The organism is Leucobacter komagatae, assembly GCF_000834055.1.
Lineage (GTDB): Bacteria > Actinomycetota > Actinomycetes > Actinomycetales > Microbacteriaceae > Leucobacter > Leucobacter komagatae_A.
This window is the reverse complement of the sequence record NZ_JXSQ01000007.1, coordinates 46,750-69,586: the sequence shown is the minus strand read 5'-3', so window position 1 is coordinate 69,586 and position 22,837 is coordinate 46,750. Positions and strand designations below refer to the sequence as shown.

22 protein-coding genes are annotated in these 22,837 nt (G+C 65.1%); 18 read left to right on the top strand and 4 right to left on the bottom strand.

All coding sequences use genetic code 11. The features are described 5' to 3' along the window. Nucleotides 1–47: 47 nt before the first annotated feature. The 4 genes from SD72_RS07310 (at nt 48) to rbfA (ending at nt 4,374) form a co-directional block, all read left to right on the top strand. Complete coding sequence (locus tag SD72_RS07310; RefSeq protein WP_042543779.1) at nt 48–305, top strand: YlxR family protein; 258 nt, start codon at nt 48–50, stop codon at nt 303–305. A 74-nt stretch (nt 306–379) separates the two neighbouring features. Then, the gene (gene infB / locus SD72_RS07305) at nt 380–3,190 is read left to right on the top strand and encodes a translation initiation factor IF-2 (protein ID WP_042543778.1); all 2,811 of its coding nucleotides are present in this window, start codon (nt 380–382) and stop codon (nt 3,188–3,190) included. Between the two features lie 145 nt (nt 3,191–3,335). Further along, the gene (locus SD72_RS07300) at nt 3,336–3,788 is read left to right on the top strand and encodes a hypothetical protein (protein ID WP_052492538.1); all 453 of its coding nucleotides are present in this window, start codon (nt 3,336–3,338) and stop codon (nt 3,786–3,788) included. A gap of 49 nt (nt 3,789–3,837) precedes the next feature. Beyond that, nucleotides 3,838–4,374 (top strand): 30S ribosome-binding factor RbfA, encoded by a 537-nt coding sequence (gene rbfA / locus SD72_RS07295; protein ID WP_042543777.1) that lies wholly within the window; start codon nt 3,838–3,840, stop codon nt 4,372–4,374. A gap of 63 nt (nt 4,375–4,437) precedes the next feature. Here rbfA and SD72_RS17940 read toward each other — a convergent pair whose 3' ends face one another. Then, nucleotides 4,438–5,001: an Lrp/AsnC family transcriptional regulator gene (locus SD72_RS17940; RefSeq protein WP_269745573.1), complete on the bottom strand. Its 564-nt coding sequence runs from the start codon at nt 4,999–5,001 to the stop codon at nt 4,438–4,440. A gap of 173 nt (nt 5,002–5,174) precedes the next feature. Between SD72_RS17940 and SD72_RS07285 the strand changes: the two genes are divergently transcribed. The 5 genes from SD72_RS07285 (at nt 5,175) to SD72_RS07265 (ending at nt 10,394) form a co-directional block, all read left to right on the top strand. Next, complete coding sequence (locus SD72_RS07285; RefSeq protein ID WP_042543776.1) at nt 5,175–6,755, top strand: ABC transporter substrate-binding protein; 1,581 nt, start codon at nt 5,175–5,177, stop codon at nt 6,753–6,755. Between the two features lie 70 nt (nt 6,756–6,825). Continuing rightward, nucleotides 6,826–7,827, top strand: a complete 1,002-nt coding sequence (locus SD72_RS07280) for an ABC transporter permease (protein ID WP_232299678.1) — start codon at nt 6,826–6,828, stop codon at nt 7,825–7,827. Further along, on the top strand, nt 7,824–8,708 hold the full coding sequence (locus SD72_RS07275) for an ABC transporter permease (RefSeq protein WP_042543775.1): 885 nt from the start codon (nt 7,824–7,826) through the stop codon (nt 8,706–8,708). The genes SD72_RS07280 and SD72_RS07275 overlap by 4 nt, the downstream gene beginning before the upstream one ends. Continuing rightward, nucleotides 8,705–9,580, top strand: a complete 876-nt coding sequence (locus tag SD72_RS07270; RefSeq protein ID WP_232299677.1) for an ABC transporter ATP-binding protein — start codon at nt 8,705–8,707, stop codon at nt 9,578–9,580. Before SD72_RS07275 ends, SD72_RS07270 begins: the two co-directional genes overlap by 4 nt. Continuing rightward, the gene (locus SD72_RS07265; protein WP_042543774.1) at nt 9,573–10,394 is read left to right on the top strand and encodes an ABC transporter ATP-binding protein; all 822 of its coding nucleotides are present in this window, start codon (nt 9,573–9,575) and stop codon (nt 10,392–10,394) included. The genes SD72_RS07270 and SD72_RS07265 overlap by 8 nt, the downstream gene beginning before the upstream one ends. Nucleotides 10,395–10,400: 6 nt before the next feature. On the opposite strand, the gene SD72_RS07260 is transcribed toward SD72_RS07265, so the two are convergent. After that, the gene (locus SD72_RS07260; protein ID WP_269745572.1) at nt 10,401–11,309 is read right to left on the bottom strand and encodes an A/G-specific adenine glycosylase; all 909 of its coding nucleotides are present in this window, start codon (nt 11,307–11,309) and stop codon (nt 10,401–10,403) included. Nucleotides 11,310–11,381: 72 nt separating this feature from the next. Here SD72_RS07260 and truB point away from each other — a divergent pair, with 72 nt between their 5' ends. The 6 genes from truB (at nt 11,382) to SD72_RS07230 (ending at nt 17,683) form a co-directional block, all read left to right on the top strand. Further along, nucleotides 11,382–12,371: a tRNA pseudouridine(55) synthase TruB gene (gene truB, locus SD72_RS07255; RefSeq protein ID WP_042543773.1), complete on the top strand. Its 990-nt coding sequence runs from the start codon at nt 11,382–11,384 to the stop codon at nt 12,369–12,371. Then, nucleotides 12,368–12,724, top strand: coding sequence for a hypothetical protein (locus SD72_RS07250; RefSeq protein WP_042543772.1), 357 nt, complete (start codon nt 12,368–12,370; stop codon nt 12,722–12,724). The genes truB and SD72_RS07250 overlap by 4 nt, the downstream gene beginning before the upstream one ends. Before the next feature lie 68 nt (nt 12,725–12,792). Continuing rightward, nucleotides 12,793–13,176, top strand: coding sequence for a hypothetical protein (locus SD72_RS07245; protein WP_042543829.1), 384 nt, complete (start codon nt 12,793–12,795; stop codon nt 13,174–13,176). Further along, nucleotides 13,173–14,126: a bifunctional riboflavin kinase/FAD synthetase gene (locus tag SD72_RS07240; RefSeq protein WP_332307497.1), complete on the top strand. Its 954-nt coding sequence runs from the start codon at nt 13,173–13,175 to the stop codon at nt 14,124–14,126. Before SD72_RS07245 ends, SD72_RS07240 begins: the two co-directional genes overlap by 4 nt. 217 nt (nt 14,127–14,343) lie before the next feature. After that, nucleotides 14,344–16,494, top strand: a complete 2,151-nt coding sequence (locus SD72_RS07235) for a DEAD/DEAH box helicase (RefSeq protein ID WP_042543771.1) — start codon at nt 14,344–14,346, stop codon at nt 16,492–16,494. A gap of 154 nt (nt 16,495–16,648) precedes the next feature. Next, entirely contained in the window at nt 16,649–17,683 is a 1,035-nt protein-coding gene (locus tag SD72_RS07230; protein ID WP_084766903.1) for a 6-phosphofructokinase, read from the top strand. 245 nt (nt 17,684–17,928) lie between these two features. On the opposite strand, the gene SD72_RS17935 is transcribed toward SD72_RS07230, so the two are convergent. Both SD72_RS17935 and SD72_RS07215 read right to left on the bottom strand, forming a co-directional pair. Further along, nucleotides 17,929–18,720, bottom strand: coding sequence for a hypothetical protein (locus SD72_RS17935; protein WP_198141903.1), 792 nt, complete (start codon nt 18,718–18,720; stop codon nt 17,929–17,931). A gap of 392 nt (nt 18,721–19,112) precedes the next feature. Beyond that, nucleotides 19,113–19,388, bottom strand: a complete 276-nt coding sequence (locus SD72_RS07215) for a glutaredoxin domain-containing protein (RefSeq protein ID WP_042543826.1) — start codon at nt 19,386–19,388, stop codon at nt 19,113–19,115. A 244-nt stretch (nt 19,389–19,632) separates the two neighbouring features. Here SD72_RS07215 and SD72_RS07210 point away from each other — a divergent pair, with 244 nt between their 5' ends. The 3 genes from SD72_RS07210 to SD72_RS07200 all read left to right on the top strand — a co-directional run bounded on the left by SD72_RS07210 (nt 19,633) and on the right by SD72_RS07200 (nt 22,755). Beyond that, on the top strand, nt 19,633–20,991 hold the full coding sequence (locus tag SD72_RS07210; protein WP_042543768.1) for an inorganic phosphate transporter: 1,359 nt from the start codon (nt 19,633–19,635) through the stop codon (nt 20,989–20,991). After that, a complete protein-coding gene (locus SD72_RS07205; protein ID WP_042543767.1) occupies nt 20,988–21,290 on the top strand; it encodes a hypothetical protein in 303 nt (100 codons plus the stop codon). The genes SD72_RS07210 and SD72_RS07205 overlap by 4 nt, the downstream gene beginning before the upstream one ends. Before the next feature lie 61 nt (nt 21,291–21,351). Then, complete coding sequence (locus SD72_RS07200; RefSeq protein ID WP_042543766.1) at nt 21,352–22,755, top strand: aldehyde dehydrogenase family protein; 1,404 nt, start codon at nt 21,352–21,354, stop codon at nt 22,753–22,755. Nucleotides 22,756–22,837: the final 82 nt, after the last annotated feature.

Genomic DNA, 22,837 nt, shown 5'->3' with positions numbered 1-22,837 from the left:
CAAACAAAGGGGATGCCTGGGTATGTGCGCAGCGGGAAGCTGGTAAGATGGATCCGATTCGGACTTGCGTTGCCTGTCGGACACGGGCAACGCGCGCGGAACTCCTTCGTTTGGTGGTGCGTGACGGTCATCTGTTTATCGATGACCGTGCTGTGCTGCCAGGACGAGGCGCTTGGGTGCACGAGACCGCAGAGTGCTTGAATCTTGCAGTGCAGCGTGGGACCTTCACGCGGGCACTTAGGGTGTCGGGGAAGCTCGACGCTCACCCACTAGAGAACAGGCTGAAAATGCTGATGGACAAGTAATGAGCGGCTCACAATGAGACCCGTCCGGTAATTTTGGTTCTCGCCTGTCTGGCGTGAACCCAGACAGGAGAAAAGTGGCTAACCCACGCGTAAGTGAGATCGCTAAAGAGCTCGGTATCGAGAGCAAAAAAGCGGTTGAGATTTTGAATGATGAACTGAATGAGTTCGTCAAAACCCCGTCCTCGACGATCATGCCGCCGACTGTGCGCAAGCTCAAGGCATTCGTCAAGGACCATCCGGAGCTCGTCAAGAGCGACGATGCTGCTGCTGAGGCCGCACCGGCCAAGGCCGCCGCGCCGAAGAAGCCAGGCGCACCAAAGCCCGCACGTCCGGGAGCTCCGAAGCCCGGCGCTCCGGCTCCTGCACCCGCGGCCGCTGAGGCTCCCGCAGTAGCAGAGCCGAAGGAAGCACCTGCTCCCGCGGCTCCCGCAGCACCAGAGACGGCTACGCCGGCTCCTGCTGCGCCAGCAGCGAAGGGCGAAGCGGCTTCCGCCGCGAAGCCTGCCGACGCGAAGCAGAGTGACGCAAAGCCGACTGACGCGAAGCCAGGAGCTGCGAAGCCCGGTGCTGCGAAGCCAGGCGGCCCGCGTCCGGGCAACAACCCATTCGCTTCGAGCCAGGGCATGGGCATTCCTCGCCCACCCAGGCCAGGAAACAACCCGTTCGCGGCAAACCAGGGCATGGGCGGCAACCGTCCGAACCCCGGTAACATCCCGCGCCCCGCGGCCCCGCGCCCCGGCGGCCAGGGTGGCCCAGGCGGACGTCCCGGTGGCGCACCGCGTCCCGGCGGCGCACCCCGTCCCGGCGGTGCTCCGCGTCCCGGCGGCGCAGGCGGCGGCTTCAACCGTCCAGGCGGCGGCCCAGGCGGTGCCGGTGGTCCCGGTGGCGGTTTCGGCGCTCCTCGCCCAGCCGGTGGCTTTGCCGGACGCGGTCGTGGTGGCCGTGGTGCTGGCACTGCCGGCGCATTCGGCCGTGGCGGCTCCAAGAGCAAGGCACGAAAGTCGAAGCGGGCGAAGCGCGCAGAATTCGAGATGCGTGAGGCGCCGTCACTTGGCGGCGTAAGCGTACCTCGCGGCAACGGCTCCACGCAGATTCGTCTGCGCCGTGGCGCCTCGCTGTCTGACTTCGCGGACAAGATCGACACGAGCGCATCGAACCTCGTTACCGTCCTCTTCCACCTCGGTGAGATGGCGACGGCGACTGAGTCGCTCGATCAGGCAACGTTCGAGATCCTCGGTGACGAGCTGGGCTACAAGATCCAGATCGTCTCGCCGGAGGACGAGGACCGCGAGCTCCTCGAAGGCTTCTCCATCGACATCGATGCTGAGTACGCCGAAGAGGGCGACGACGTGCTGCAGCCGCGTCCGCCTGTTGTCACCGTTATGGGTCACGTTGACCACGGTAAGACCCGACTGCTCGACGCGATCCGCAAGGAAAACGTTGGCGGCGGCGAGGCCGGCGGCATCACCCAGCACATCGGTGCGTACCAGGTGCACACCGAGCACGAAGGTCTCGACCGCGCGCTCACGTTCATCGATACACCGGGTCACGAGGCGTTCACCGCCATGCGTGCCCGTGGCGCGCAGGTTACCGACATCGCGATCCTCGTGGTCGCAGCTGATGACGGAATCATGCCGCAGACGATCGAGGCGCTCAACCACGCACAGTCGGCGAATGTGCCGATCGTTGTCGCGGTGAACAAGATCGATAAGGAAGGCGCGAACCCCGAAAAGGTTCGTCAGCAGCTCACCGAGTTCGGTCTCGTTTCTGAGGAGTGGGGCGGCGACGTGATGTTCGTCGACGTCTCGGCAAAGAACAATGTCGGCATCGCCGAACTGCTCGAAGCCGTGCTCCTCACTGCAGACGCCGGTCTCGACCTGCGTGCGAACCCTGACAAGGAAGCTCGCGGCGTCGCAATTGAGGCGAAGCTCGATAAGGGCCGTGGCTCGGTTGCAACCGTGCTCATCCAGTCGGGTACGCTCCGTGTCGGCGACGCAATCGTTGCCGGTACCGCATACGGACGCGTTCGCGCGATGCACGACGAGAACGGCGACCCCGTACTCGAGGCACTGCCGTCACGCCCCGTCCAGGTTCAGGGTCTGTCTTCGGTGCCTCGCGCCGGTGACAACTTCATCGTGACCTCCGAGGACCGCACCGCGCGTCAGATCGCTGAGAAGCGTGAGGCAGCGGAGCGCAACGCAATGCTGGCGAAGGCTCGCAAGCGCATCAGCCTCGAAGAGTTCACGAAGGCGCTTGAGGATGGCAAGGTTGAGTCGCTCAACCTCATCATCAAGGGTGACGTGTCGGGTGCCGTTGAGGCACTTGAAGAGTCGCTCATGAAGATCGAGGTGGACGATTCGGTCCAGCTGCGCATCCTGCACCGCGGCGTCGGCGCGATCACCGAGTCGGATGTGGATCTTGCCACGATCGACAACGCGATCGTCATCGGCTTCAACGTGCGCCCCGACGTCAAGGCTCGCGAGCGCGCTGCGCGCGAGGGCATCGACATCCGGTTCTACAACGTCATCTACAACGCGCTTGATGACATTGAGGCATCGCTCACGGGCATGCTCAAGCCGGAATACGAAGAGGTCCAGTCGGGCGTCGCGGAGATCCGCGAGGTCTTCCGCTCCTCGAAGATCGGCAACATTGCCGGTGTCATCGTGCGTTCGGGAACGATCACGCGCAACGCCAAGGCACGCGTCATCCGCGAGGGCGTCGTCATCGCCGATGGTCTTGCCATCGAGTCGCTGCGTCGCTTCAAGGACGATGTCACTGAGGTGAAGACGGACTTCGAGGCTGGTATCGGCCTCGGCAAGTTCAACGACATCCAGCCCGGTGATGAGATCGAGACCACCGAAATGGTCGAGAAGCCGCGCGGCTAACGCGTAGCTGAGTGCGAGAGGCCGGGGGAGCGAAAGCTTCCCCGGCCTCTCGCGTATCTGTGGGCCGTCGTCGCGACTCGCCCGGCAGGCGGAGCTGGAGCGAACGGAGGCGGGAGCCGCACGCCTTCGCCCCTATGCTCGAAGCATGAACGATCCAGAACTTGTTACTCGCGTCCGGGCCCTCGTGGAGACGATGTACGGCGGATACCTCGGAGGCGACCGCTCCGCAATCGACCAGCTCCTCGACGCTGAACTTACGATGTTTGACTCTGCGAGCGCCCCGCTGATCTCCGGCATGGACGAGCTCAACGCGGTGCGAGCGGGGCGGGGCGCGGGCGACGACGCTGCGCCGGCGCAGACTGAGACTGCACTCGTCCCCGGCCTCTTCACCGCGCGTCGCATCGGCGACGTGATCTCGGCGACGTGGTGGCTGCGGATCGACGCTGTCGACGCGGACGGCGCTCCGATTGTTCCCGAGGTTGTCCGAAACTCCGCGATCTTGCTGGACACTGATGGTCCGCTCCGGATCATCCAGCTCCACGAGGGCGTCGTGCAGCACTTCGGCGGCCCGGTCACTACCGGGCTTCCTGAGTTCTAAGACGCCCTGAGTGCAGCGGTGAACGCGTCGACGCGGGTAGGCTTGAGCTATGAGTAATCCACGTGCAGGTAAGGTCGCGGAGCGGATCCACCAGATCATCGCCCGCCGACTTGATAAGGGTCTCCGCGATCCGCGGCTCGGTTTCGTCACCATTACCGAGGTGCGTGTGACGGGGGACCTGCAGAACGCGAGTGTGTTCTACACGGTCTACGGTGACGATGCGACTCAGCGGGACACCGCGGCTGCGTTGAAAGCGGCGACGGGCATGCTCCGCAGTGAAGTGGGCAAGCAGCTGGGGACGCGGTTGACACCGACGCTCGAGTTCTTGCACGATGAACTGCCAGCTTCCGCTGACCACCTCAATGAGCTGCTCGCTGAGGCGCAGCGCCGCGACGACGCTGCGCGAGAGCTCGCTGTTGGTGCGAACTACGCGGGAGACGCAGACCCGTATGAGAAGCCCAGAAGCGAAGACGACGAGGACGATCTCGATGACGACCTCGATGAGGAAATTGACGATGATTTCGACGAGGAAGATGAAGACGGCCTCGACGAAGAAGAGCTGAAGGACGACGAAGATCGTTCGTAGCGAATCCTCAACGCGCAACGCCCCTCGGAACTTCCGAGGGGCGTTGCGCGTTGAGGCGTCCGGCTAGCGGGCCACCTCGTTCTCCTCACCGGGCTCAACGAGGCTCCCGAGGGTCAGGCCGCCACCGGTCGAACCGTCGGTGAGGTCGCGGGTGGCGCGGAGGGCCCGGCCTGCGAATCCGGAGCGGAGATTCACCCGATCCCACTGCTCGTCCATGATGAACACGGTCTCCGTCGATTTGATGCAGTCCCACTGAGCGAGATTTGTCGCGACGAGCTCGTGTATGGCCGCAACGTCTGCCGCCCGCACAAGCAGCATGCCGTCGTGCTGCCCCGCAGTGACTGCGAAGTACTCGAGCTCCTGCACCGATGGGAGCCGCTCGCGGAACTCCTGCCACCGCTGCTGTTTGAGTGAGACGAACACGAGCGCAGCGACGCCGAACCCGGCAGCGCGAAAGTCGAGGGTCGCCGTGAATCCGGTGATGACGCCGGCTTCGACCAGCGCATCGTATCGTTGGTACGCGTTTGACCGGGAAACCCCCAATTGCTCTGCGAGAGCCGCGATCGAGAGCCTGCCATTGCGGCGGAGCAGGTCGACCATTTGTATGTGTGTGTCGTCAAGTTGCATTCTGTCTACACCAGCGATTCTTTCTCGACTCATATTTGGATCTATTGCGCACATACTCGCATAGAAGAGGACATATTTCGTCCTCATGTTCTTGAGTTGACACAATAATCGCGGATCGCGTAACTTCTGTAAAGAGTTATCCAACGCGGGATGGCACAATATGGAGGCCACACATGAAGCACTCGATGAAGCGCGTCTTCGCAGTAACTGGGTTGGTTGCTGCTGCTGCGCTTGCACTTTCTGGCTGCGCAGGCAGCGCAGACAACGGAACGGGTTCGGCGGGTGAGGGCGGGAAGTCGATCGTCGTTGACGCATCCTTCGACCTCAAGACCGCAGACCCGGGTCGCCAGTACGAGACGACCGGTTCGATCGTCGCGAAGGCGCTCTACGAAACGCTGCTCACCTTCGAAGGCGAAGACGTCACGAAGCCCATCGACGGGCTCGCAAGCTACGAGATGAACGCCGACAACACGGTACTCACCCTCACGATGAAGCCGGGAGCCAAGTTCTCCGACGGCTCCGACGTCACCGTTGACGATGCAGTGTTCTCCCTGACGCGAGTCCAGGGCATGCTCGGCAACCCCTCGTTCCTGCTCGATGGTGTCACCGTCGAGAAGACCGGCGATGACACGCTCACGCTCACCTCGGAGAACCCGAACCCGGCGCTGCCGTTCATCCTGCCGAACCCGGCGCTTTCGGTCGTCAACCAGGAGGTCGTTGAGGCCAACGGCGGCTCCGCGGACGAGTCTGACAGCGCAGAGGCATTCCTCAACGGCGAGTCCGCGGGCTCGGGCCCGTACACGCTCGAATCGTTTGACGCGGCAGCTCAGGTCGTATTCAAGGCGAACCCCGAGTACACGGGCGACAAGCCAGCGTATGATCGCGTCGTCCTCCGCAACGTTGAGGGCCCGACGCAGAAGCTCAACGTGGAGAAGGGCGAGTCGCAGGTCGCGCTCGATCTCAACCCCGACCAGGTTGCCGAACTCTCGGGCGCTGACGTCAAGGTCGTCTCGAACCCGTCGCGCTACATGATCTTCCTGCTGCTCAACCAGAACCCTGAGGTCAGCGACATCACCAGCAACCCGGACTTCCTTGAGGCTGTCAAGCTCGGACTTGACTACGACAAGATCGTTGCCCTTGCAGGTGAAGGCTCGGTTCGCCCCGGCGGCCCGATTCCCTCGCTGTTCGTTGGCGCGATTGACGCGAAGCAGGGTAACCAGCGCGACGTCGACGCAGCGAAGGCTTCGCTCGCAAAGTCGGGCTACGCCGGCGAGAAGGTCACGCTGAACTTCCCGAACGACATCACGGTCCAGGGCCTGTCACTGCAGAACGTTGCTGAGGCCGTGCAGGCACAGCTCAGCGAGGTCGGCATCGAGGTCACCCTCGCACCGGCTCCCGTGGCGACCGAGCTCGACGCGTACCGCAACGGCACCGAGACCATCGGTCTCTGGTACTGGGGCCCCGACTTCCCGGACGCATCGAACTACACCGTGTTCTCCCCTGGTGAGCTTGTCGGCCTGCGCTCCGGCTGGGCTGCTGATGCCAACCCGAAGGTCACCGAACTCTCGAACGCTGCGAAGGCTGCGACGGGTGAAGACCGCGCCCCGGCATACGAGGCGTGGCAGGACGAGCTGAACGCGAGCGGACCCTTCGTGCCGCTGCTGCAGCCCGCCCAGAACGTGGTCACGTCGCCGTCGATCGAGTCGATCACGACGAACCCCGTGTGGACAGTGGATCTTGCCCTCATCAAGTAACAACAGCACCGTCGCGATTCGGACGGCCGAGCGTACCTCACGGCGGGGGCTTCCCCCGTTCGTGAGGTACGTGGCCGTCCGCCTCGGCCTGACGGTTTTGCTTATGGTTGGGGTGACGATCGTCACCTTCGTGCTCACCAACCTCGTGCCTGCCGATCCCGTGCAGGCCGCGCTCGGTGAGCAGGCCGCCGCGAACCCAGAGATCGTCGCGAAGTTCCGCGCCGAGAACGGGCTCGATCAGCCACTCATCGTGCAGTACTTCACGTATCTCGGCAACGTGCTGCAGGGCAACCTCGGCGTCTCAACGCAGACGCGCGTGCCCGTCGCAGACGAGCTCGCCGCAGCGTTCCCTGCGACCATCGAACTCGCGCTCTCCGCGATCGTGTTCTCGGCGATCATCGGCATCGGCCTCGGCCTCTGGGCTGCGCTCAAGCGCCGCACCTTTGTCGACCAGGTGATCCGCGTTGTGAGCCTCATCGGCCTGAGCTGGCCAACCTTCTGGCTCGCGCTCGTCGTCTACTACGTCTTCTTCTTCGTGCTCGGGATCTTCCCCGGTTCTGGCCGGCTCGACCCGACGGCAATCGCGCCGCCGCACGTCACCGGCCTGTACACGGTCGACTCCGTACTTTCCGGCCAGTGGGGCACCTTCTGGGACGCCCTCTACCACCTCGTGCTGCCTGCCTCAGTGCTCGCGCTCTACACGATCGGTCTGCTCACCCGCTTCGCGCGCTCCGCGGTGCTCGAGGTGCTCGACATGGACTACGTGAAGGCCGCAACCGCGAAGGGGCTCCCGCGCCGCACGGTGGTCTTCGGCTACGTCCTGCGGGGCGCGATGGTGCCGATCATCACCGTTCTTGGGCTCGCATTTGGCTCCCTGCTTTCGGGAACAGTGCTCGTCGAGAAGGTGTACTCGTGGCACGGGCTCGGGGAATACTCCTTCTCCGCCGCCACGAAGCTTGACCTGCCAGCCATCATGGGCGTCGGCCTCATCGTCGGCGTCGTCTACATCGGCCTGAACTTCCTCGTCGACGTGCTGTACGGGGTCATCGACCCGAGAGTGAGGGTCTCATGAGCACCGATATTCTGGCCGAGCGCGCCAAGCGGCGCCGCTGGCTGAAGATCGCTCCGGCGTTCCGCACGCCACTCGCCATCACGGGTGTCTCCATCGCACTCATTTGGCTGGTCATCGCAATCTTTGCGCCGGTGATCGCCCCGCACGATCCGCTCGCGCAGGCGTTCGATCGCCTGCAGCCGCCGAGCGCCGAGCACCTGTTCGGCACGGACGCGGTTGGCCGTGACGTGCTGAGCCGCGTCGTGAGCGGTGCGCGCATCTCGATGCCGCTCGCGCTGTCGCTCGTCGTTGCGTCGATGATTGTCGGCGGCACGCTCGGCGCGATCGCCGGGTACTTCGGCAAGGTCGTCGACGAAGTGATCATGCGCATCGCAGACCTCGTGTTTGCGTTCCCCACGATCATCCTCGCAATGGTCATCACTGCGGCCCTCGGCCCGAGCCTCACGAACGCGGTGATCGCGATGCTCATCGTCTCGTGGCCAGCATACGCACGTGTGACGCGCTCGCTCGTGCTGTCCGCGCGCACGCAGGAGTATGTCGTCGCTGGCAGGTTGCTGGGCAATGGCCCGTTCACCTCGCTCCGCCGCGACATCTTGCCGAACGTGCTGTCGCCGGTATTCGTACTCGCGATGCTCGACGTTGGCACAGCGATCCTGCTGCTCGCCGGGCTGAGCTTCCTAGGTCTCGGCGCGACACCGCCGACGCCAGACTGGGGTGCGATGGTCTCCGACGGCGTGCAGCAGTTCTCGTCGTGGTGGATCGCGGCCTTCCCTGGCCTCGCGATCTTCACCGTCGTGATGGCGTTCAACTTCATTGGGGATTCGCTGCGCGACTCCCTCGATCCGCGCGCACAGGACGCGGTGCAGGGGAGGGCAATGTGAGCCACACACCAGTGACCCACGACGGCGCACGCGAAGTGTCGGTCGAAGACGGTCTCGCGATCCGCGACCTCACGATCTCGATCGGTGAGCGAGAGATCCTGCACGGGATATCGCTCGATCTCATCCCGGGCCAGATCACCGGCCTCGCGGGGGAGTCCGGATCGGGCAAGTCGATCACCGGGCTCGCGATGCTCGGGCTGCTGCCGGCAAACGCGCGCACGGGCGGCGAGATCCGGTTCGGCGGGCGCAACCTGCTCACGCTTCCCGAGCGCGAGCTCGGCAAGATCCGCGGGCAGCGCATCGGCATGGTGTTCCAAGACCCGACCGCGAGCCTCCACCCGATGCTCACGATCGAGCGGCAGCTCACCGATCACCTGCGCGCCCACACTGGCGTTTCGAAGGCCGAAGCGCGCGTGCGTGCGCTTGAAGCGCTTGAAAAGGTCAAGGTGCCGATGCCGGAGACCGCGCTGAAGAAGTACCCGCACCAGTTCTCAGGCGGGCAACTGCAGCGCATCGCGATCGCGGTCGCGATCATCTGCGAGCCGAGCATCCTCATCGCCGACGAACCGACGACCGCTCTCGACGTCACCGTGCAGGCCGGCGTGCTGCGCCTGCTGCGTGGGCTGTGCGACGAGCTCGGTCTCGCGGTCATGCTCATCACGCACGATCTCGGCGTCATGTCGAGTCTCGCGGACAGGATCGCCGTGCTGCGGCAGGGCGAGATCGTCGAGGAGGGCACCCGCTACGACGTGCTGCGCAACCCGCAGCACGAGTACACGCGCGCGCTCATCGACGCGCTGCCGAGCCACGAGGGCGCCGGCGCCGGCGCCATCGAGGACGCCCAGAACGAGGAGGAAGCGCGCAATGACTGAGCAGAACGCTTCGGCGGCTAGGCAGCCGCTGCTACGCCTTGACGAGCTGTCCGTGCAGTACAAGCTGCCAGGGCGCGGTGTGCTCACCGCGGTCAACGGGGTCAGCTTCGAACTCGAGACGCAACAGGTCCTCGGCCTCGTTGGTGAGTCGGGCTGTGGGAAGTCGACCCTCGCGCGCGCCGTGTGCGGGCTCGAGCCGATCCACTCCGGCAGTATCCGGTTCAACGGTGCCCCGATTCGCACCCTCGGCATGCGCACCCGCCCCAAGGAGCTGCTGCGCATCCAGATGGTGTTCCAGAACCCGTACGCCTCGCTGAACCCGCGGCGTACGGTCGGGTCGCAGATCGCCGACGGGCTGCGGATCAACCCGCAGAAGGACTCGTGGTCTGTCGCGGGGCTCCTCGACGAAGTCGAGCTGCCGAGCGACGTGCAGAGCCGATTCCCGCACCAGTTCTCTGGTGGGCAGCGGCAGCGCATCGCGATCGCCAGGGCAATCGCCTCCGGCCCGCAGCTGCTCATCGGTGATGAACCCATCGCGTCGCTCGACGCGAGCCTGCAGGCGAAGGTGGCGAGCCTCATGCGCCGGCTGGCGCTCGAATCCGGTGCGTCGATGCTGTTCATCAGCCACGATCTCGCGGTCGTGCGAACCATCGCGGACGACATCGCGGTGATGAACAAGGGCGAGATCGTCGAGCACGGCCCCGTCGAACAGGTGTGGCGTTCCCCGCGGGATCCATACACGCAGCGCCTCCTCGCCGCGATTCCGGCAGTCGACGGCCTCGGCACGCTGCCTGGCCTTCCCGACGCCGCGTAACGGTACCTAGGGCAGCCGCAGCCGCCCCTCGAACTCAACGATGAGCCCATCGGCGACGAGTGAGTCGAGGGCCCGCTGCGGCTGCTCCGGTTCGCGGACCGACCCATCCGCCGCGGCCGCGAGCGCCTCGTCCTGGGTTACCGCCGCTGTGGCGGATCGCATGAGCTCCATGATCCGCCCGCGTACCTGTCTGTCGCTGCCCGCGAACGCCGCCTGCTTCGGTCGCTTCTGTGGAGCATTGTCAGGGTAGCCCGCGCCGCGCCACTCACAGAGATCGGCGATCGGGCAGTCTCCGCAGCGCGGCGCTCTCGCCGTGCACACAATCGCTCCCAGCTCCATCGCCGCGGCGTTGAACACCGCCGCGGCCTCCCGATCCGCTGGGAGCAAGGCCGACATGTCATCGAGGTCTCGAGGAGCAGGCATGCCGGCGGCGGCACGGCCGTGCACAACCCTTGCGATGACACGCCTCGTGTTCGTGTCGACGACCGGGTGCGTGTCACCGAACGCGAAAGCTGCCACCGCGCGCGCCGTATACGGGCCGACGCCCGTGAGCGCGAGCAGCGCGTCGACATCGGCTGGCACCTCGTCACCGTGCTGCTCAGCGATCTCGACCGCGGCGCGATGCAACCAGAGCGCGCGCCGCGGGTAGCCGAGCCGCTTCCATGCTCGCACCGCCTCGCCAGGCTCGTCCGCCGCGAGTGCCGATGGGGTCGGCCAGCGCTCCATCCACTCGAGCCAGTGGGGGATCACGCGATCCACCTGAGTCTGCTGTGACATGAATTCGGAGACGAGCACGCCCCAGGCCGTCGTCTCGGGTGCGCGCCACGGCAGGTCGCGTGCCTCACGCTCGAACCACTCGTTGAGCGCGCGGCTCAGCTCGGGTGTCTGCTGCCTTGGTGTTTCGCCTATTGTCACCCCACGAGTCTATGAGCCCGGGCCGACGGTGAGCCCCGCTGACGTTAGGCTGGTGGGGTGACGTTTGAAGAGATGCCGCAGGGCGCTATCCTGCTTGTCGACAAGGTCGAGGGCTGGACAAGCCACGACGTCGTAGCGAAGACCCGTCGAGCGCTCGGAACGAAGAAAGTCGGGCACGCGGGCACACTCGATCCGATGGCCACGGGCCTCCTCGTGCTCGGAGCAGGCCCTGCGACGCGACTGCTCACGCACCTCGTCGGCCTCGATAAGACCTACACCACAACGATCCGCCTCGGTCAGTCGACCGTCACGGACGACAGGGAGGGCGATATCACCGCGACGGCGACCCCCGGGTCGGTCGCAGCCGTCTTCGCCCAGCCTGAACTCATCGCCGCTGGCGTCGCGAAGCTTACGGGGGCCATCGAGCAGTCCCCGAGCGCCGTGAGCGCTATCAAGGTAGACGGCAAACGCGCCTACGATCGGGTGCGAGCTGGCGAGGACGTGGTGTTGAAGAAGCGCCCAGTGACGATCCACGCGTTTGAGATCGGTGAACCACGACTCGTGAGCGTTGCCGGACCCGACGGTGACCCAATTAACGTCATCGACATCGATGCGGTCGTGCGCTGTTCCACGGGCACCTACATTCGCGCGCTCGCGCGTGATCTTGGCGAGGACCTCGGGCTCGGAGGCCACCTCACCGCGCTGCGGCGATCAGCGGTCGGCCCATTCAGCGTCGACGACGCGACCGCGCACGCGCAGCTCGTCGGTGACGCCGAGACGCCGGGCGATCCAGGCACACTGCATGCCCCCGTGACGGTAGCTCGCGGACTCTTCTCTGAACTCACCCTGACGCCAGAGGAGGCTCGCGACCTCGCGAACGGCAAGCGGCTCGCCGTCGATCCAGAACGGCACGCGCCTGCCCCGCTCGTCGCGGCGATCCTGCCAGCCGACGCCGGGGAGCGCGGCCCGCAAGATCGGCTCGTCGGTCTCGTCGAAATCAAGGGCGGACGCAGTCGCGTCGTCACCAACTTCCCGTCGCAGGAGAGCGAGGGCGCCGCATGATTACGTGGTTCGGTTACCTGACGATTGCGGTATCGATTATCCAGGCGCTGGTGTGCGCGTTCCAAGGGTTGCGCAAGCGTGAGCCCAACGACTACACGATGGGCGCAACGCTGCTCGTCGCGCTCCTGCTCGTCGTACAAATCGTCATCTCGATCATTGCTCCGTTCGCAGGCAACCCGCCAACGGGGGACTTGCTCGAGTTTTGGATGTACCTCATCGTTGCGCTTGCCCTCCCCATCGGCGCCGGTTTCTGGGCGCTCGTTGACCGAACCCGCTTTGCGAATCTCGTGCTCGCGGTCGTCGGGCTTGCCGTAGCGGTCATGACCTACCGCATGCTCGTCATTTGGGGATGACGGGCGAGTACACTCGAAGGGTGAATAACGTGGGAAACACTGGCCAGACGGAACTGCGCAGCGAGCGGATGAGTGGGCTCGGGCGGGTGCTCATCGCCGTCTACATCATTCTTGCGATCGCGGCGACGTTCCGCTCGATCTACCAGATCCTCACGAAGTTTGACGAGGCGCCGCTTGCCTACATCCTCTCAGCGGTTTCCGGCATCGTGTACATCGTTGCGACGATTGCACTGATGCGCCGTGGTCGTGGCGTGTGGCGTCCGATCGCGTGGATCGCGCTGTCGTTCGAACTCGTTGGTGTGCTCGTCGTTGGGACACTGAGCATTGTGATGCCGCAGCTGTTTGGTCACCCGTCGGTGTGGTCATTCTTCGGGCAGGGGTACGGCTTCATTCCGCTCGTCTTGCCAGTGCTTGGCCTGATCTGGCTGTCACGCGAAACGAAGAGCGAATGATGCGCCTCGTCTCAGGCATCGACGAACTGGAGCCAAGCGACTTCGCCGCAGGCTCGGTCGTTGCCGTTGGCAAGTTCGACGGCGTGCACCTCGGGCACCGGGCGATCATCGGCTCGCTGCTGCGGAAAGCCGAAGCAGATGGCCTGCGGTCAGTGGTCTTCACGTTTGCGAACAACCCGCTGAGCTTGCTCCAACCAGAAGCGTGCCCGCAGCCACTCGCGAGTCGCGCGCAGCGACTTGAGCTCGTCGAAGCTGCGGGTGTCGACACCTGCGTCATGGTCGAATTCGACGCAGCCTTCTCCGCAATCCCGGCGCGTGAGTTTGTCGAGCGCGTGCTCGTCGAAAAGCTCAGGGTACGACACGTGCTCCTTGGGGATGACTTCAGGTTCGGGCACAGGGGCCTCGGGGATGCCGCGCTGCTGCGCGAGCTCGGACCGCAGTATGGATTCACGGTTGAGGTCGTGGAAGCTGTGGGCGACGACGAGGTTGGGGCGGTCTCCTCAACACTCATCCGCAACGCGGTGCTCGGCGGCGACATGGTGAAGGCGCGCGAGATGCTGGGGCGCTGCCACGCGGTACGAGGCGAAGTCGTCTACGGCGACGCGCGCGGACGCGAGCTGGGGTTCCCGACCGCGAATCTCGGCGGTGAGGTCGAGGGGCTCGTCCCCGCAGACGGCGTGTACGCGGGGTCCGTGCTTATCGACGGCGAAGAGCGCGACGCGGCGATCTCTGTGGGGGTGAACCTCACCTTCGAGCCAGAGGGGGAGCCGCGCGTCGAAGCGTACGTGCTTGACTTCACTGGCGACCTCTACGGGAAACAGATGGAAGTGCGGTTCGCGAAGCGGATTCGGGAGATGCTTCCGTTCAGCAGCGTCGATGCGCTGATCGCACGAATGCACGAGGATGTGGCGGAGACGCGCGACATTCTGGACAGGGTTCGCGGCAGCTAGTACCCGCCACGATCCGCCTCTCGCAAATGTGTTCGGCGTATCGGGAGCTTCGGGTGGTAGTATCGAGGCATAGTCGCGCGACGTTCGTCGAATCCCGTGTATCTCACGGTTCAGGTTCTGAAACGCGCGAGCGACTTCGTCCCGGGTATGTAAGGGACGCGCATGCTACGTGGTGCCCCAGTTCGGTGCGTCACGCGAAGATCCACCAGGAGAGCAATTGGCAAGCAGCACTGCCACCCGCCAGTCAGCTAAGCGACAGCGCTCGGCCGGCCCGCGCAAGCACGCCCACAATGAGGGCATCATCCCGCTTCTCGCGCGCGCAGTGCGGGAAGTTGAGGCTTCAGCTCAGCGGGGCAAGGCGAGCCCGCAGAACCGCACGAAGTTCCAGGTCATTGCGCTGCTGATGCGCGAGGAGCGCGCGCGCGTGAAAACCGAGGACGGTGTGAGCGATAGCGAACGCGCTGAGACGCTCAAGCGCCTCGACGGCGTTGCGTCGATCCTCGCGAAGACCGCTGCGCGTGACACGAGTCTCATCACGCTGCTCGAGCCTGGCGCGACGATCACTGAGGCTACCCGGCAGCTCAAGCGCAAGATGCTCGTGCAAGCTGGCATTGAGGTGCCAGAAGAGGCGCCGGCAGTTCCCGAACCGGTGAAGACGCTCGTGCCACCTGAGCTCGCCGAGCGTCAGGTCGAGCCAGCCGGTGTGCATTCCCGCATGCTCGCAAACCCCTTCCTTGCCCCATCGCTCGAAGCGCCGAAGCAGCCGACGCCCGTCGTTCGCCTCGCGAACTGGGAGCTGCTGAACCCACTGCTGAAGTCTTTCGAGCAGGGCGGCGGCGGTGCTGCATGCATGGACCTCCCAGAGGCTCCAGTGCCTGACCGGCTCGCGCCGCAGGGCCTCGAGCTAATGCCGCACCAGGCACGATTCCTCGCCGGTGTGCGCGATGGTCACCGTAGCTTCCTGCTCGCGGATGAACCGGGCCTCGGGAAGACGGCCCAGTCAGTCATCGCGGCTTCGGTCGCCGACGCCTACCCCATGCTTGTCGTCGTTCCCAACGTCGTAAAGATGAACTGGGCGCGCGAGGTCGAGCGGTGGACGCCGCAGCGCCGCGTCACCGTGATCCACGGCGATGGTGAGGCTATCGACGCGTTCGCCGATGTCTTCGTCGTGAACTACGACATCCTCGACAGGCACCTCAGCTGGATCTCGCGGTTCGGGTTCAAGAGCATGGTCGTCGATGAGGCGCACATGATCAAGAACATGCAGTCGCAGCGCTCACGCAACGTGCTGACGATCGCGGAGAGCATCCGTGAGCGCACGCGTGGCTCGCAGCCGCTGCTGATCGCGCTCACCGGTACGCCGCTCATCAACGACATCGATGATTTCCGTGCGATCTGGCGGTTCCTTGGGTGGACTGACGCAGATAAGCCGGGCCCCGAACTCATGGCGAAACTCGAGAATAACGGCTGGACCCCAGCGGATCCGCCGTTCTATCGCGAGGCCCGTCAGAGCGTCATTGACATGGGTATCGTGCGCCGTCGCAAGCTTGACGTCGCGGCAGATCTGCCAGCGAAACGAGTGGTGGATCTCCCCGTTGAGCTCGACGATGAGCTCGGGCGTGGCATCCACGCCGCAGAGGCGAAGCTCGCGCAGAAGCTCATGGATCGCTTTGCGGCGGTCAAGGCAGGCAAGCTCGGCAAGAAGCTCTCGGACGAGGCAATCATCAGGATGGTTGCTGCGCAAGAACTCGAAGAGTCGAATGCGTCGGCAGACGGTCTGAACGTCTTTACGATGGTGCGCGAGATTGGTGTCGCAAAGGCCGGACTCGCCGTTGACTACACGGCGCAGCTTGCCCGCTCCGTTGGCAAGGTCGTGTTCTTTGCGAAGCACATCGACGTGATGGATCGCGCCGAGGCGCAGCTTGCCGAGGCCGGACTGCGTACGGTGTCCATTCGCGGCGAGCAGACCGCGACGTTCCGTCAGGGGCAGATCGACGCCTTCAACACCGACCCGGACGTGGCTGTCGCAGTGTGTTCGCTCACCGCCGCTGGTGTTGGTGTGAACCTGCAGGCTTCGTCGAACGTTGTGCTCGCTGAGCTCAGCTGGACGGACGCAGAGCAGACGCAGGCTATCGACCGTGTGCACCGTATTGGTCAGGCTGAGCCGGTCACCGCGTGGCGCATTATCGCTGCGCAGACGATCGATGCTCGTATCGCGGAACTCATCGACGGCAAGGCTGGTCTCGCGGCTCGTGCACTCGACGGGGCACCCGCAGCCGAAGAGCATGCCGACCCCGTGCAGTTGCTTGCCCTCATGAGCGTGCTCAGGCGTGCCGTAGAGGCGTCCGCGCCCGCCGCAGGAGAGTAGTAGCACCCGAGCGCTTTTGCGCGCTTTTGCGCGCTGCGTGAGCGCAGTATGCGACGTTGGTGTGCCAGTCAGGCATTGGCTGGCACTTCCGCGCCCTGAAATTGGCGTGATTGCCTATGCTCGTACTATTCGTGCCAGCGCTAGCATGGGGAGCATGCGAATTGGTGTGCTCTGCTCCGGTGGCGACAGCCCCGGCATGAATGCTGCGATCCGCGGCGCTGTGCTTCGCGGCGTCGACGTTCACGGCTTCGAAATGATCGGTTTTGTCGACGGCTGGCGTGGTTTCCACGAGGGGGAGTTCGTTGAACTCGACCGCCCGACCGTCCGGGGGCTATCGCCGCTCGGCGGTGTTTTTCTCGGAACGAGCCGCGTGCCGCCGTGGGAGGCTCCCGTCACGGAAGCAGCGCTCGCAGGTCTGCGCGAAAAAATGGCGGGCTACGGGCTCGACGGGCTCATGCTCATCGGCGGAAACGGCACCCAGACAGTGTCGTCGATTCTCGCGGACGCTGACTTTAACGTGATTGGTCTGCCAAAAACCATCGACAACGACCTCGCCGGAACCGACTACACCTTCGGCTTCGACACCGCCGTCTCAATCGCTGCAGAAGCGATCGATAGGCTCCGCACCACCGGTGACTCACACCGGAGGTGCATGGTTCTTGAGGTCATGGGCCGCGACGCCGGGTGGATCGCCCTCCACGCGGGCATGGCCGGCGGCGCCCAGGCAATGCTGCTGCCCGAGTACCCAGAGAGCCTCGACCAGGTGTGCGCCTGGGTCGCGAACGTTCGTGACCGTGGGCGTTCAGCGCTCATCGTCGTCGCTGAGGGGTTCACACTCGAGGGCACGGACGGGGCGGTCACCCGCGAGGGGCTCGACGGCTTCGGGCGCCCCCGCCTTGGAGGCATTGCGGAACTCCTTGCGCCGCTCATCGAGGAGAAGACGGGCATTGAGACGCGGGCGACCGTGCTCGGCCACGTGCAGCGCGGCGGCTCGCCGACGGCATTCGACCGTGTGCTCGCGACCCGGTCGGGAATTGCCGGTGCTGACGCGGTGCTCGCCAACGACTGGGGCAAGATGGCCGGCCTTCGCGGCGACCGGATCGAAATGGTGCCACTTTCTGACGCGGTCGGGAAGCTGAAGACAGTGCCCGAGGCGCGCTACGCCGAGGTGCGCCTGAACTTCGGCTAGCCGGCCCGGTCGGTCTGGTCGGCCCGTCGGCCCGCCGGTCGGCCCGCCGGTCGGCCCGGTCGGCCCGCCGGTCGGCCCGCCGGGTCCGGCCAAAGCACATGGTTTCTACGAAAGTACCCGATATCTGCGCGGAGATATCGGGTACTTCTGTAGAAACCTAGTACTCTCGCCAGGGCGTGGGCGTGGGCGTGGGCGTGGGCGTGGGCGTGGGCGTGGGCGTGGGCGTGGGCGTGGGCGCGCCGGCGCTAAGGCAGCTCGCGCAGGAACTCCCGCAGGCGCCGCCCCAAGTGAGCACTCGGCTCACCGGGCACTGGCACGCCATGGTCGACAAGGTGCGCCGCGAAGCGCTCGCGCGACATTACCTCTGCCGGGCCCCATCGCACGAGCCGCAACCCCGTCGTGCCGGCGATCCAGTCCGCCCGCCGCTTCTCCGCGTACACGATCTCTTCTGCGCTGCGACCGCCCCGCATCCCTGCGTCCACGTACTTCTGTTTGCCATCGGCTTCGCCCCAGACTCCGTGCGACCTCAGCACGAAATCAAGGTAGGCCGTAGCCCGCCGCGACCCGCGCACGGCCACCTGCAGCTCGACATTTATGCCCAGCTGGGCGAAGCGAAGCCGGGAGAGGCTCTCGAGTGGGGAGTCGGCGCGTGGATCGGCGAGACGTCCGAGCGCGTAGATGGCGCGACTGCCAGGGCGGCCGCGCAGCCCCGCTGCCCGCGACAGCATATGTTCCCGCCAGCTGTGCAGGGTCTCCTCGTCGACGAGCTGGCGCACCCGCGTGGTGGCGCGAAGGTGCGCGTCCGCGCACGCGAGCGCAACGGCGAACGGCTCAGAGCGCGCGAGGTCCGCGAGTGTGCGGTCGGCGGTGGTGCGGCGCAGCCCGTCGTGTGTTTCGATCTCTGCGTCCGACAGCTCCGACCGGTGTCGTTGGATCGCGAGACTTGAGGGGGAACGGGAGCCTGGGGAAGGGTGACGTGCACCTTCCGCGGGTCGTGCGTGCCCGGGCGAGGGGTCCGGCCAGCAGCGTGCAGCCACTGCGACAGCGCAGGGAGTTCGTGGAGCACGGCGGCGCTGCGATGCGAAAACACGTGCGGCCTCGCTGCACTGAGCTGCGCGGCGAGGATCGCAGAGCGATGGCGCACCTCGGGCGTTGCCTCCTCCCAGAACTCCTTGCGCACGTACCAGCCGTGGCGCAGACGCACCAGGGCTGTTGAGCGCGCTGCAGCAGCGATGACGCGCTCGCTGCTCCCGGCTCGGCGCAGCTCCGCGAACTGCAAGAGCTGCGCTGCAACAGACGACATTGGGTGCGGAGAGGACATGCACCGAGCCTGGCTGACTAGAGGAGGCGCCGCGAGGTTCTCCACAGCCCGATCGGTCAGCCGTAGCCGACCGAGAGCTGTTGACGACGCCCGGAGAAGGCGGTGTCGCTAGAGGCCCAGCTTTGCCTTGACGTCGTTGAGCGAGGGGTTCGTTGCGGTCGTCCCGTCGGGGTAGACGACCGTCGGGACGGTCTGGTTGCCGCCGTTTGCCTGCTCAACAAGCTCGGGGGTGCCCGGCGTGTTTTCGATGTCGACTTCGGTGAACGGGATCCCCGTTGCGTTCAACATCACTTTCAGCCGCTTGCAGTACCCGCACCATTCCGTTGAGAACATGGTGATTGCCCCCGCTTCGGGCGTGAAATCTGAAATCTGTGCCGTGCTCATGAGCACTCCCCTCGATCCTGTGAACGATGCCTACCGCTCATCACAACCAACATACGGGGTTCCACTACTATTCCGGAGCGGCGCATCCGAAAGTGAACGGAGGGTGAACGGCAAGAGTCCAGCTTGACCAGGACATGGCGAGGTGCCTACATTTAGATAGCGTGCGCGTGAACGGCGGTCGAATCGGCTGCCTACAGGTGCGCGAGAACACCTATCAACTCATAACGCCGACCGGAAGGCGACGGTGGAATTCACCCTCATCGTGCTGCTAGTTATCGCGCTGGCACTCTTCTTTGACTTCACGAACGGCTTTCACGACACGGCCAATGCGATGGCAACACCCATCGCGACCGGTGCGCTCAAGCCGAAGACCGCCGTGCTACTTGCGGCGATCCTCAACCTCATCGGTGCCTTCCTCTCAACCGAGGTGGCCAAGACGATTTCCGGAGGCCTCATCAACGAGGGCGACGGCGGGGTGCTCATCAGCCCCGAAATGGTCTTCGCTGGACTGATCGGCGCTATCGTCTGGAACCTCGTTACCTGGCTGTACGGCCTCCCATCGAGCTCCTCACACGCGCTCTTTGGCGGCCTCATCGGCGCCGCGATTGTTGGCGCGGGGTTCTCCGCGATCAACGGTGGCGTGTTCCTCTCAAAGGTTTTGCTTCCCGCGCTTGCGGCACCCCTTACCGCTGGCATCGTCGCGTTTGCGGCGACCCGTGTTGCCTACGCAATCACGCGACGGCACGACGGGCGCAAGGACGGTCGAGGTCGCTTCCGCTACGCACAGATCGCGTCCTCCTCGCTGATCGCGCTGGCACACGGCACGAACGACGCGCAGAAGACCATGGGCGTCATTACGCTCACCCTAGTAGCGGCAGGCCTGCAGACGCCCGGCACCGGACCGCACTTCTGGGTCATCGCCACATGTGCGATCGCGATCGCACTCGGAACGTACTCCGGCGGCTGGCGCATCATCCGCACCCTCGGCGCGGGCCTCACTGACGTTAAGCCAGCGCAGGGCTTCGCCGCCGAGACCTCGACAGCGGCGACGATTCTCGCCTCGACCCACCTCGGCTTCGCGCTCTCGACCACGCAGGTCGCTTCCGGCTCGGTTATCGGCTCGGGACTTGGTCGCAAGGGTTCGACCGTGCGCTGGCGCACTGTTGGACGGATCGCCTCGGGCTGGCTGTTCACGCTTCCAGCCGCTGCGATTGTCGGTGCAGTCGCAGCGCTCATCGCCCACATCGGGTTCTGGGGCATCATCATCGACGCCGTCCTTGGTCTCTGCTTTATTCTCTTCATCTTCTGGCGTTCACGCCGCAACAAGGTCGACGCTGGCAACGCCATTGCCGTGCCTGATGTTGCCGAGTCGGGCTACGCCGTGCGCATGGGCAAGGGGCGGGTGAAGAAGGTACCAACGAAGACCGGCACCGTCCCACCGCTCACCCCGGTTGCGCAGTCTGCTGTCCGCTCCGACAAAGCGAAGCGGGCGGCCGAGAAAGCCCGTCGTGAGGCCGAAAAGGCCCGGCGGGACGCGGAAAAGGCTGCGCGGAAGGCCGCCAAGAAGGCCGCGCAGCAGCGGCGTGAGGAAGGCACCGAATGAGCGACGTGAACTGGATGGCATTCGTCACCGTATTCGGAACCTCGCTGTTCGCAGCGGTGTTCGTAGTAGCGCTCTACTCGCTTGGTATTCGCTTCCTTGCGACGCCACCGCGCCCGGCTCGCCGCCCTGACGGCTCGCTCGAGCCCGTCGGGCCAGACCGTGACGACGAGGATGACGACATTGACGAAGAGGCCGGAAGGCCGCTGTGGGCGACGATCGCGGCACGCGCGTGCTTCGGTGCTTCGGTCATCGCTGTTCTCTTCGGGATCTACCTCATCGTGCCAGCGCTCCACGGCTAAGGTCGTGTTGCGCTGGCCGCAAGCCAGCCCGAAATGCAGCCAAGCAAGCTAGTCTGGCCCGATGAGCTTCACTGCCGTTGATCGCATCCCGGGAATCGTCGCAGGCCTCAGGTACTCCTTCGCACACGGAGTGACGTGGCCCGAGCAGTGGCGACGTGAGCAGCTCACGCGGTTGCGTGACGTGCTCATCGAGCGCGGGTCGGACTTTGAGCGCGCACTGTTCGCAGATCTCGGGAAGTCGGGCACTGAGGCGCAGCTTACCGAGATCGGCTTTCTCGTCTCGGAGATCGACCACGCGCTGCAGAACCTGGCGAGATGGATGCGGCCGCGCCGCGTCGGTTTGCCGCTTGCGTTACAGCCGGCGGCAGGGCGCATCATCCCGGAGCCTCTTGGCGTCGCCCTGGTTATCGCCCCGTGGAACTATCCGCTGATGCTTGCACTCTCCCCGGTGATCGGAGCGATCGCCGCAGGGAACGCAGTAGTGATCAAGCCGAGCGAGCTCGCGCCTGAGACGGCGGGGCTCATCGCTCGGATCATCCCAGATGCGCTCGATACGCGCGCCGTCGCGGTGATCGAGGGTGGGGTCGAGGAGACCACTGCGCTGCTCAGTGAGCGCTTTGACCACATCTTCTATACGGGAAACGGCAAGGTCGGGCGCATCGTGGCCCACGCAGCGGCTGACACGCTCACGCCCGTCACGCTGGAGCTGGGCGGGAAGTCGCCTGCGTACGTCGACGAGTCCGTCCCGCTGACCGAGGTTGCGAAGCGCTTGGCGTGGGGCAAGTTCATGAACGCGGGGCAGACATGCGTCGCACCGGATTATGTGCTCGGCACGGCCGCGGTACTCGGTCGGCTCGCTCCGCTGCTCGCTGACGCGGTACACGAGCTCTACGGGTCAGCGCCGCGTGACAATCCGGATTTTGGTCGGGTCGTGAACCGGGCCCAGTTTGATCGCCTCGTTGGCTACCTCAGCGACGGCGCGGCGGTCGTTGGCGGTGGCTATGACGCGGACTCGCTGCATATGGACCCGACGGTGCTTACGGGGGTGCCGCGAGACTCCCGCGTAATGCAGGAAGAGATTTTTGGTCCGATCCTGCCGCTCATCGACGTCGCTGATCTTGACGACGCGCTTGACTGGGTGAACGCAGGGGAGAAGCCGCTCGCGGCTTACGTCTTCAGCGACGACTCAGCAGTGCGTCGCAGGTGGGAACGTGAGACAAGCTCGGGCGCCTTGGGGTTCGGTGTCCCCGTGATGCATCTCACCGCTCCGGAGCTGCCGTTCGGTGGTGTCGGCGAGAGCGGTATGGGCGCCTATCACGGAGAGCTGTCATTCAGGGTCTTCAGCCACGACAAGGCAGTGCTGTCAAAACCGCTGCGGCCTGACACGCTCGCGGCGACGGTGATGCCACCGTTTACAGCGGCAAAAGACGGCCTTGTGCGGAAGTGGCTGCGCAAGCTGCTCTAGCGAGATAGAGAGCTGCCTCCAGGCGTCGTTGCGGGTTTTCTGATGAGGCTTCCACTGAGGTGCATATGCCGATCAGTAGACT

Excerpts from the sequence above, each read along its gene's own strand:
- SD72_RS07310 (WP_042543779.1), top strand. The coding sequence starts at position 48 with ATGGATCCGATTCGGACTTGCGTTGCCTGTCGGACACGGGCAACGCGC.
- SD72_RS07300 (WP_052492538.1), top strand. The coding sequence starts at position 3,336 with ATGAACGATCCAGAACTTGTTACTCGCGTCCGGGCCCTCGTGGAGACG.
- rbfA (WP_042543777.1), top strand. The coding sequence starts at position 3,838 with ATGAGTAATCCACGTGCAGGTAAGGTCGCGGAGCGGATCCACCAGATC.
- SD72_RS17940 (WP_269745573.1), bottom strand. The coding sequence starts at position 5,001 with ATGCAACTTGACGACACACACATACAAATGGTCGACCTGCTCCGCCGC.
- SD72_RS07285 (WP_042543776.1), top strand. The coding sequence starts at position 5,175 with ATGAAGCACTCGATGAAGCGCGTCTTCGCAGTAACTGGGTTGGTTGCT.
- SD72_RS07275 (WP_042543775.1), top strand. The coding sequence starts at position 7,824 with ATGAGCACCGATATTCTGGCCGAGCGCGCCAAGCGGCGCCGCTGGCTG.
- SD72_RS07265 (WP_042543774.1), top strand. The coding sequence starts at position 9,573 with ATGACTGAGCAGAACGCTTCGGCGGCTAGGCAGCCGCTGCTACGCCTT.
- truB (WP_042543773.1), top strand. The coding sequence starts at position 11,382 with ATGCCGCAGGGCGCTATCCTGCTTGTCGACAAGGTCGAGGGCTGGACA.
- SD72_RS07250 (WP_042543772.1), top strand. The coding sequence starts at position 12,368 with ATGATTACGTGGTTCGGTTACCTGACGATTGCGGTATCGATTATCCAG.
- SD72_RS07245 (WP_042543829.1), top strand. The coding sequence starts at position 12,793 with ATGAGTGGGCTCGGGCGGGTGCTCATCGCCGTCTACATCATTCTTGCG.
- SD72_RS07240 (WP_332307497.1), top strand. The coding sequence starts at position 13,173 with ATGATGCGCCTCGTCTCAGGCATCGACGAACTGGAGCCAAGCGACTTC.
- SD72_RS07230 (WP_084766903.1), top strand. The coding sequence starts at position 16,649 with ATGCGAATTGGTGTGCTCTGCTCCGGTGGCGACAGCCCCGGCATGAAT.
- SD72_RS07215 (WP_042543826.1), bottom strand. The coding sequence starts at position 19,388 with ATGAGCACGGCACAGATTTCAGATTTCACGCCCGAAGCGGGGGCAATC.
- SD72_RS07205 (WP_042543767.1), top strand. The coding sequence starts at position 20,988 with ATGAGCGACGTGAACTGGATGGCATTCGTCACCGTATTCGGAACCTCG.
- SD72_RS07200 (WP_042543766.1), top strand. The coding sequence starts at position 21,352 with ATGAGCTTCACTGCCGTTGATCGCATCCCGGGAATCGTCGCAGGCCTC.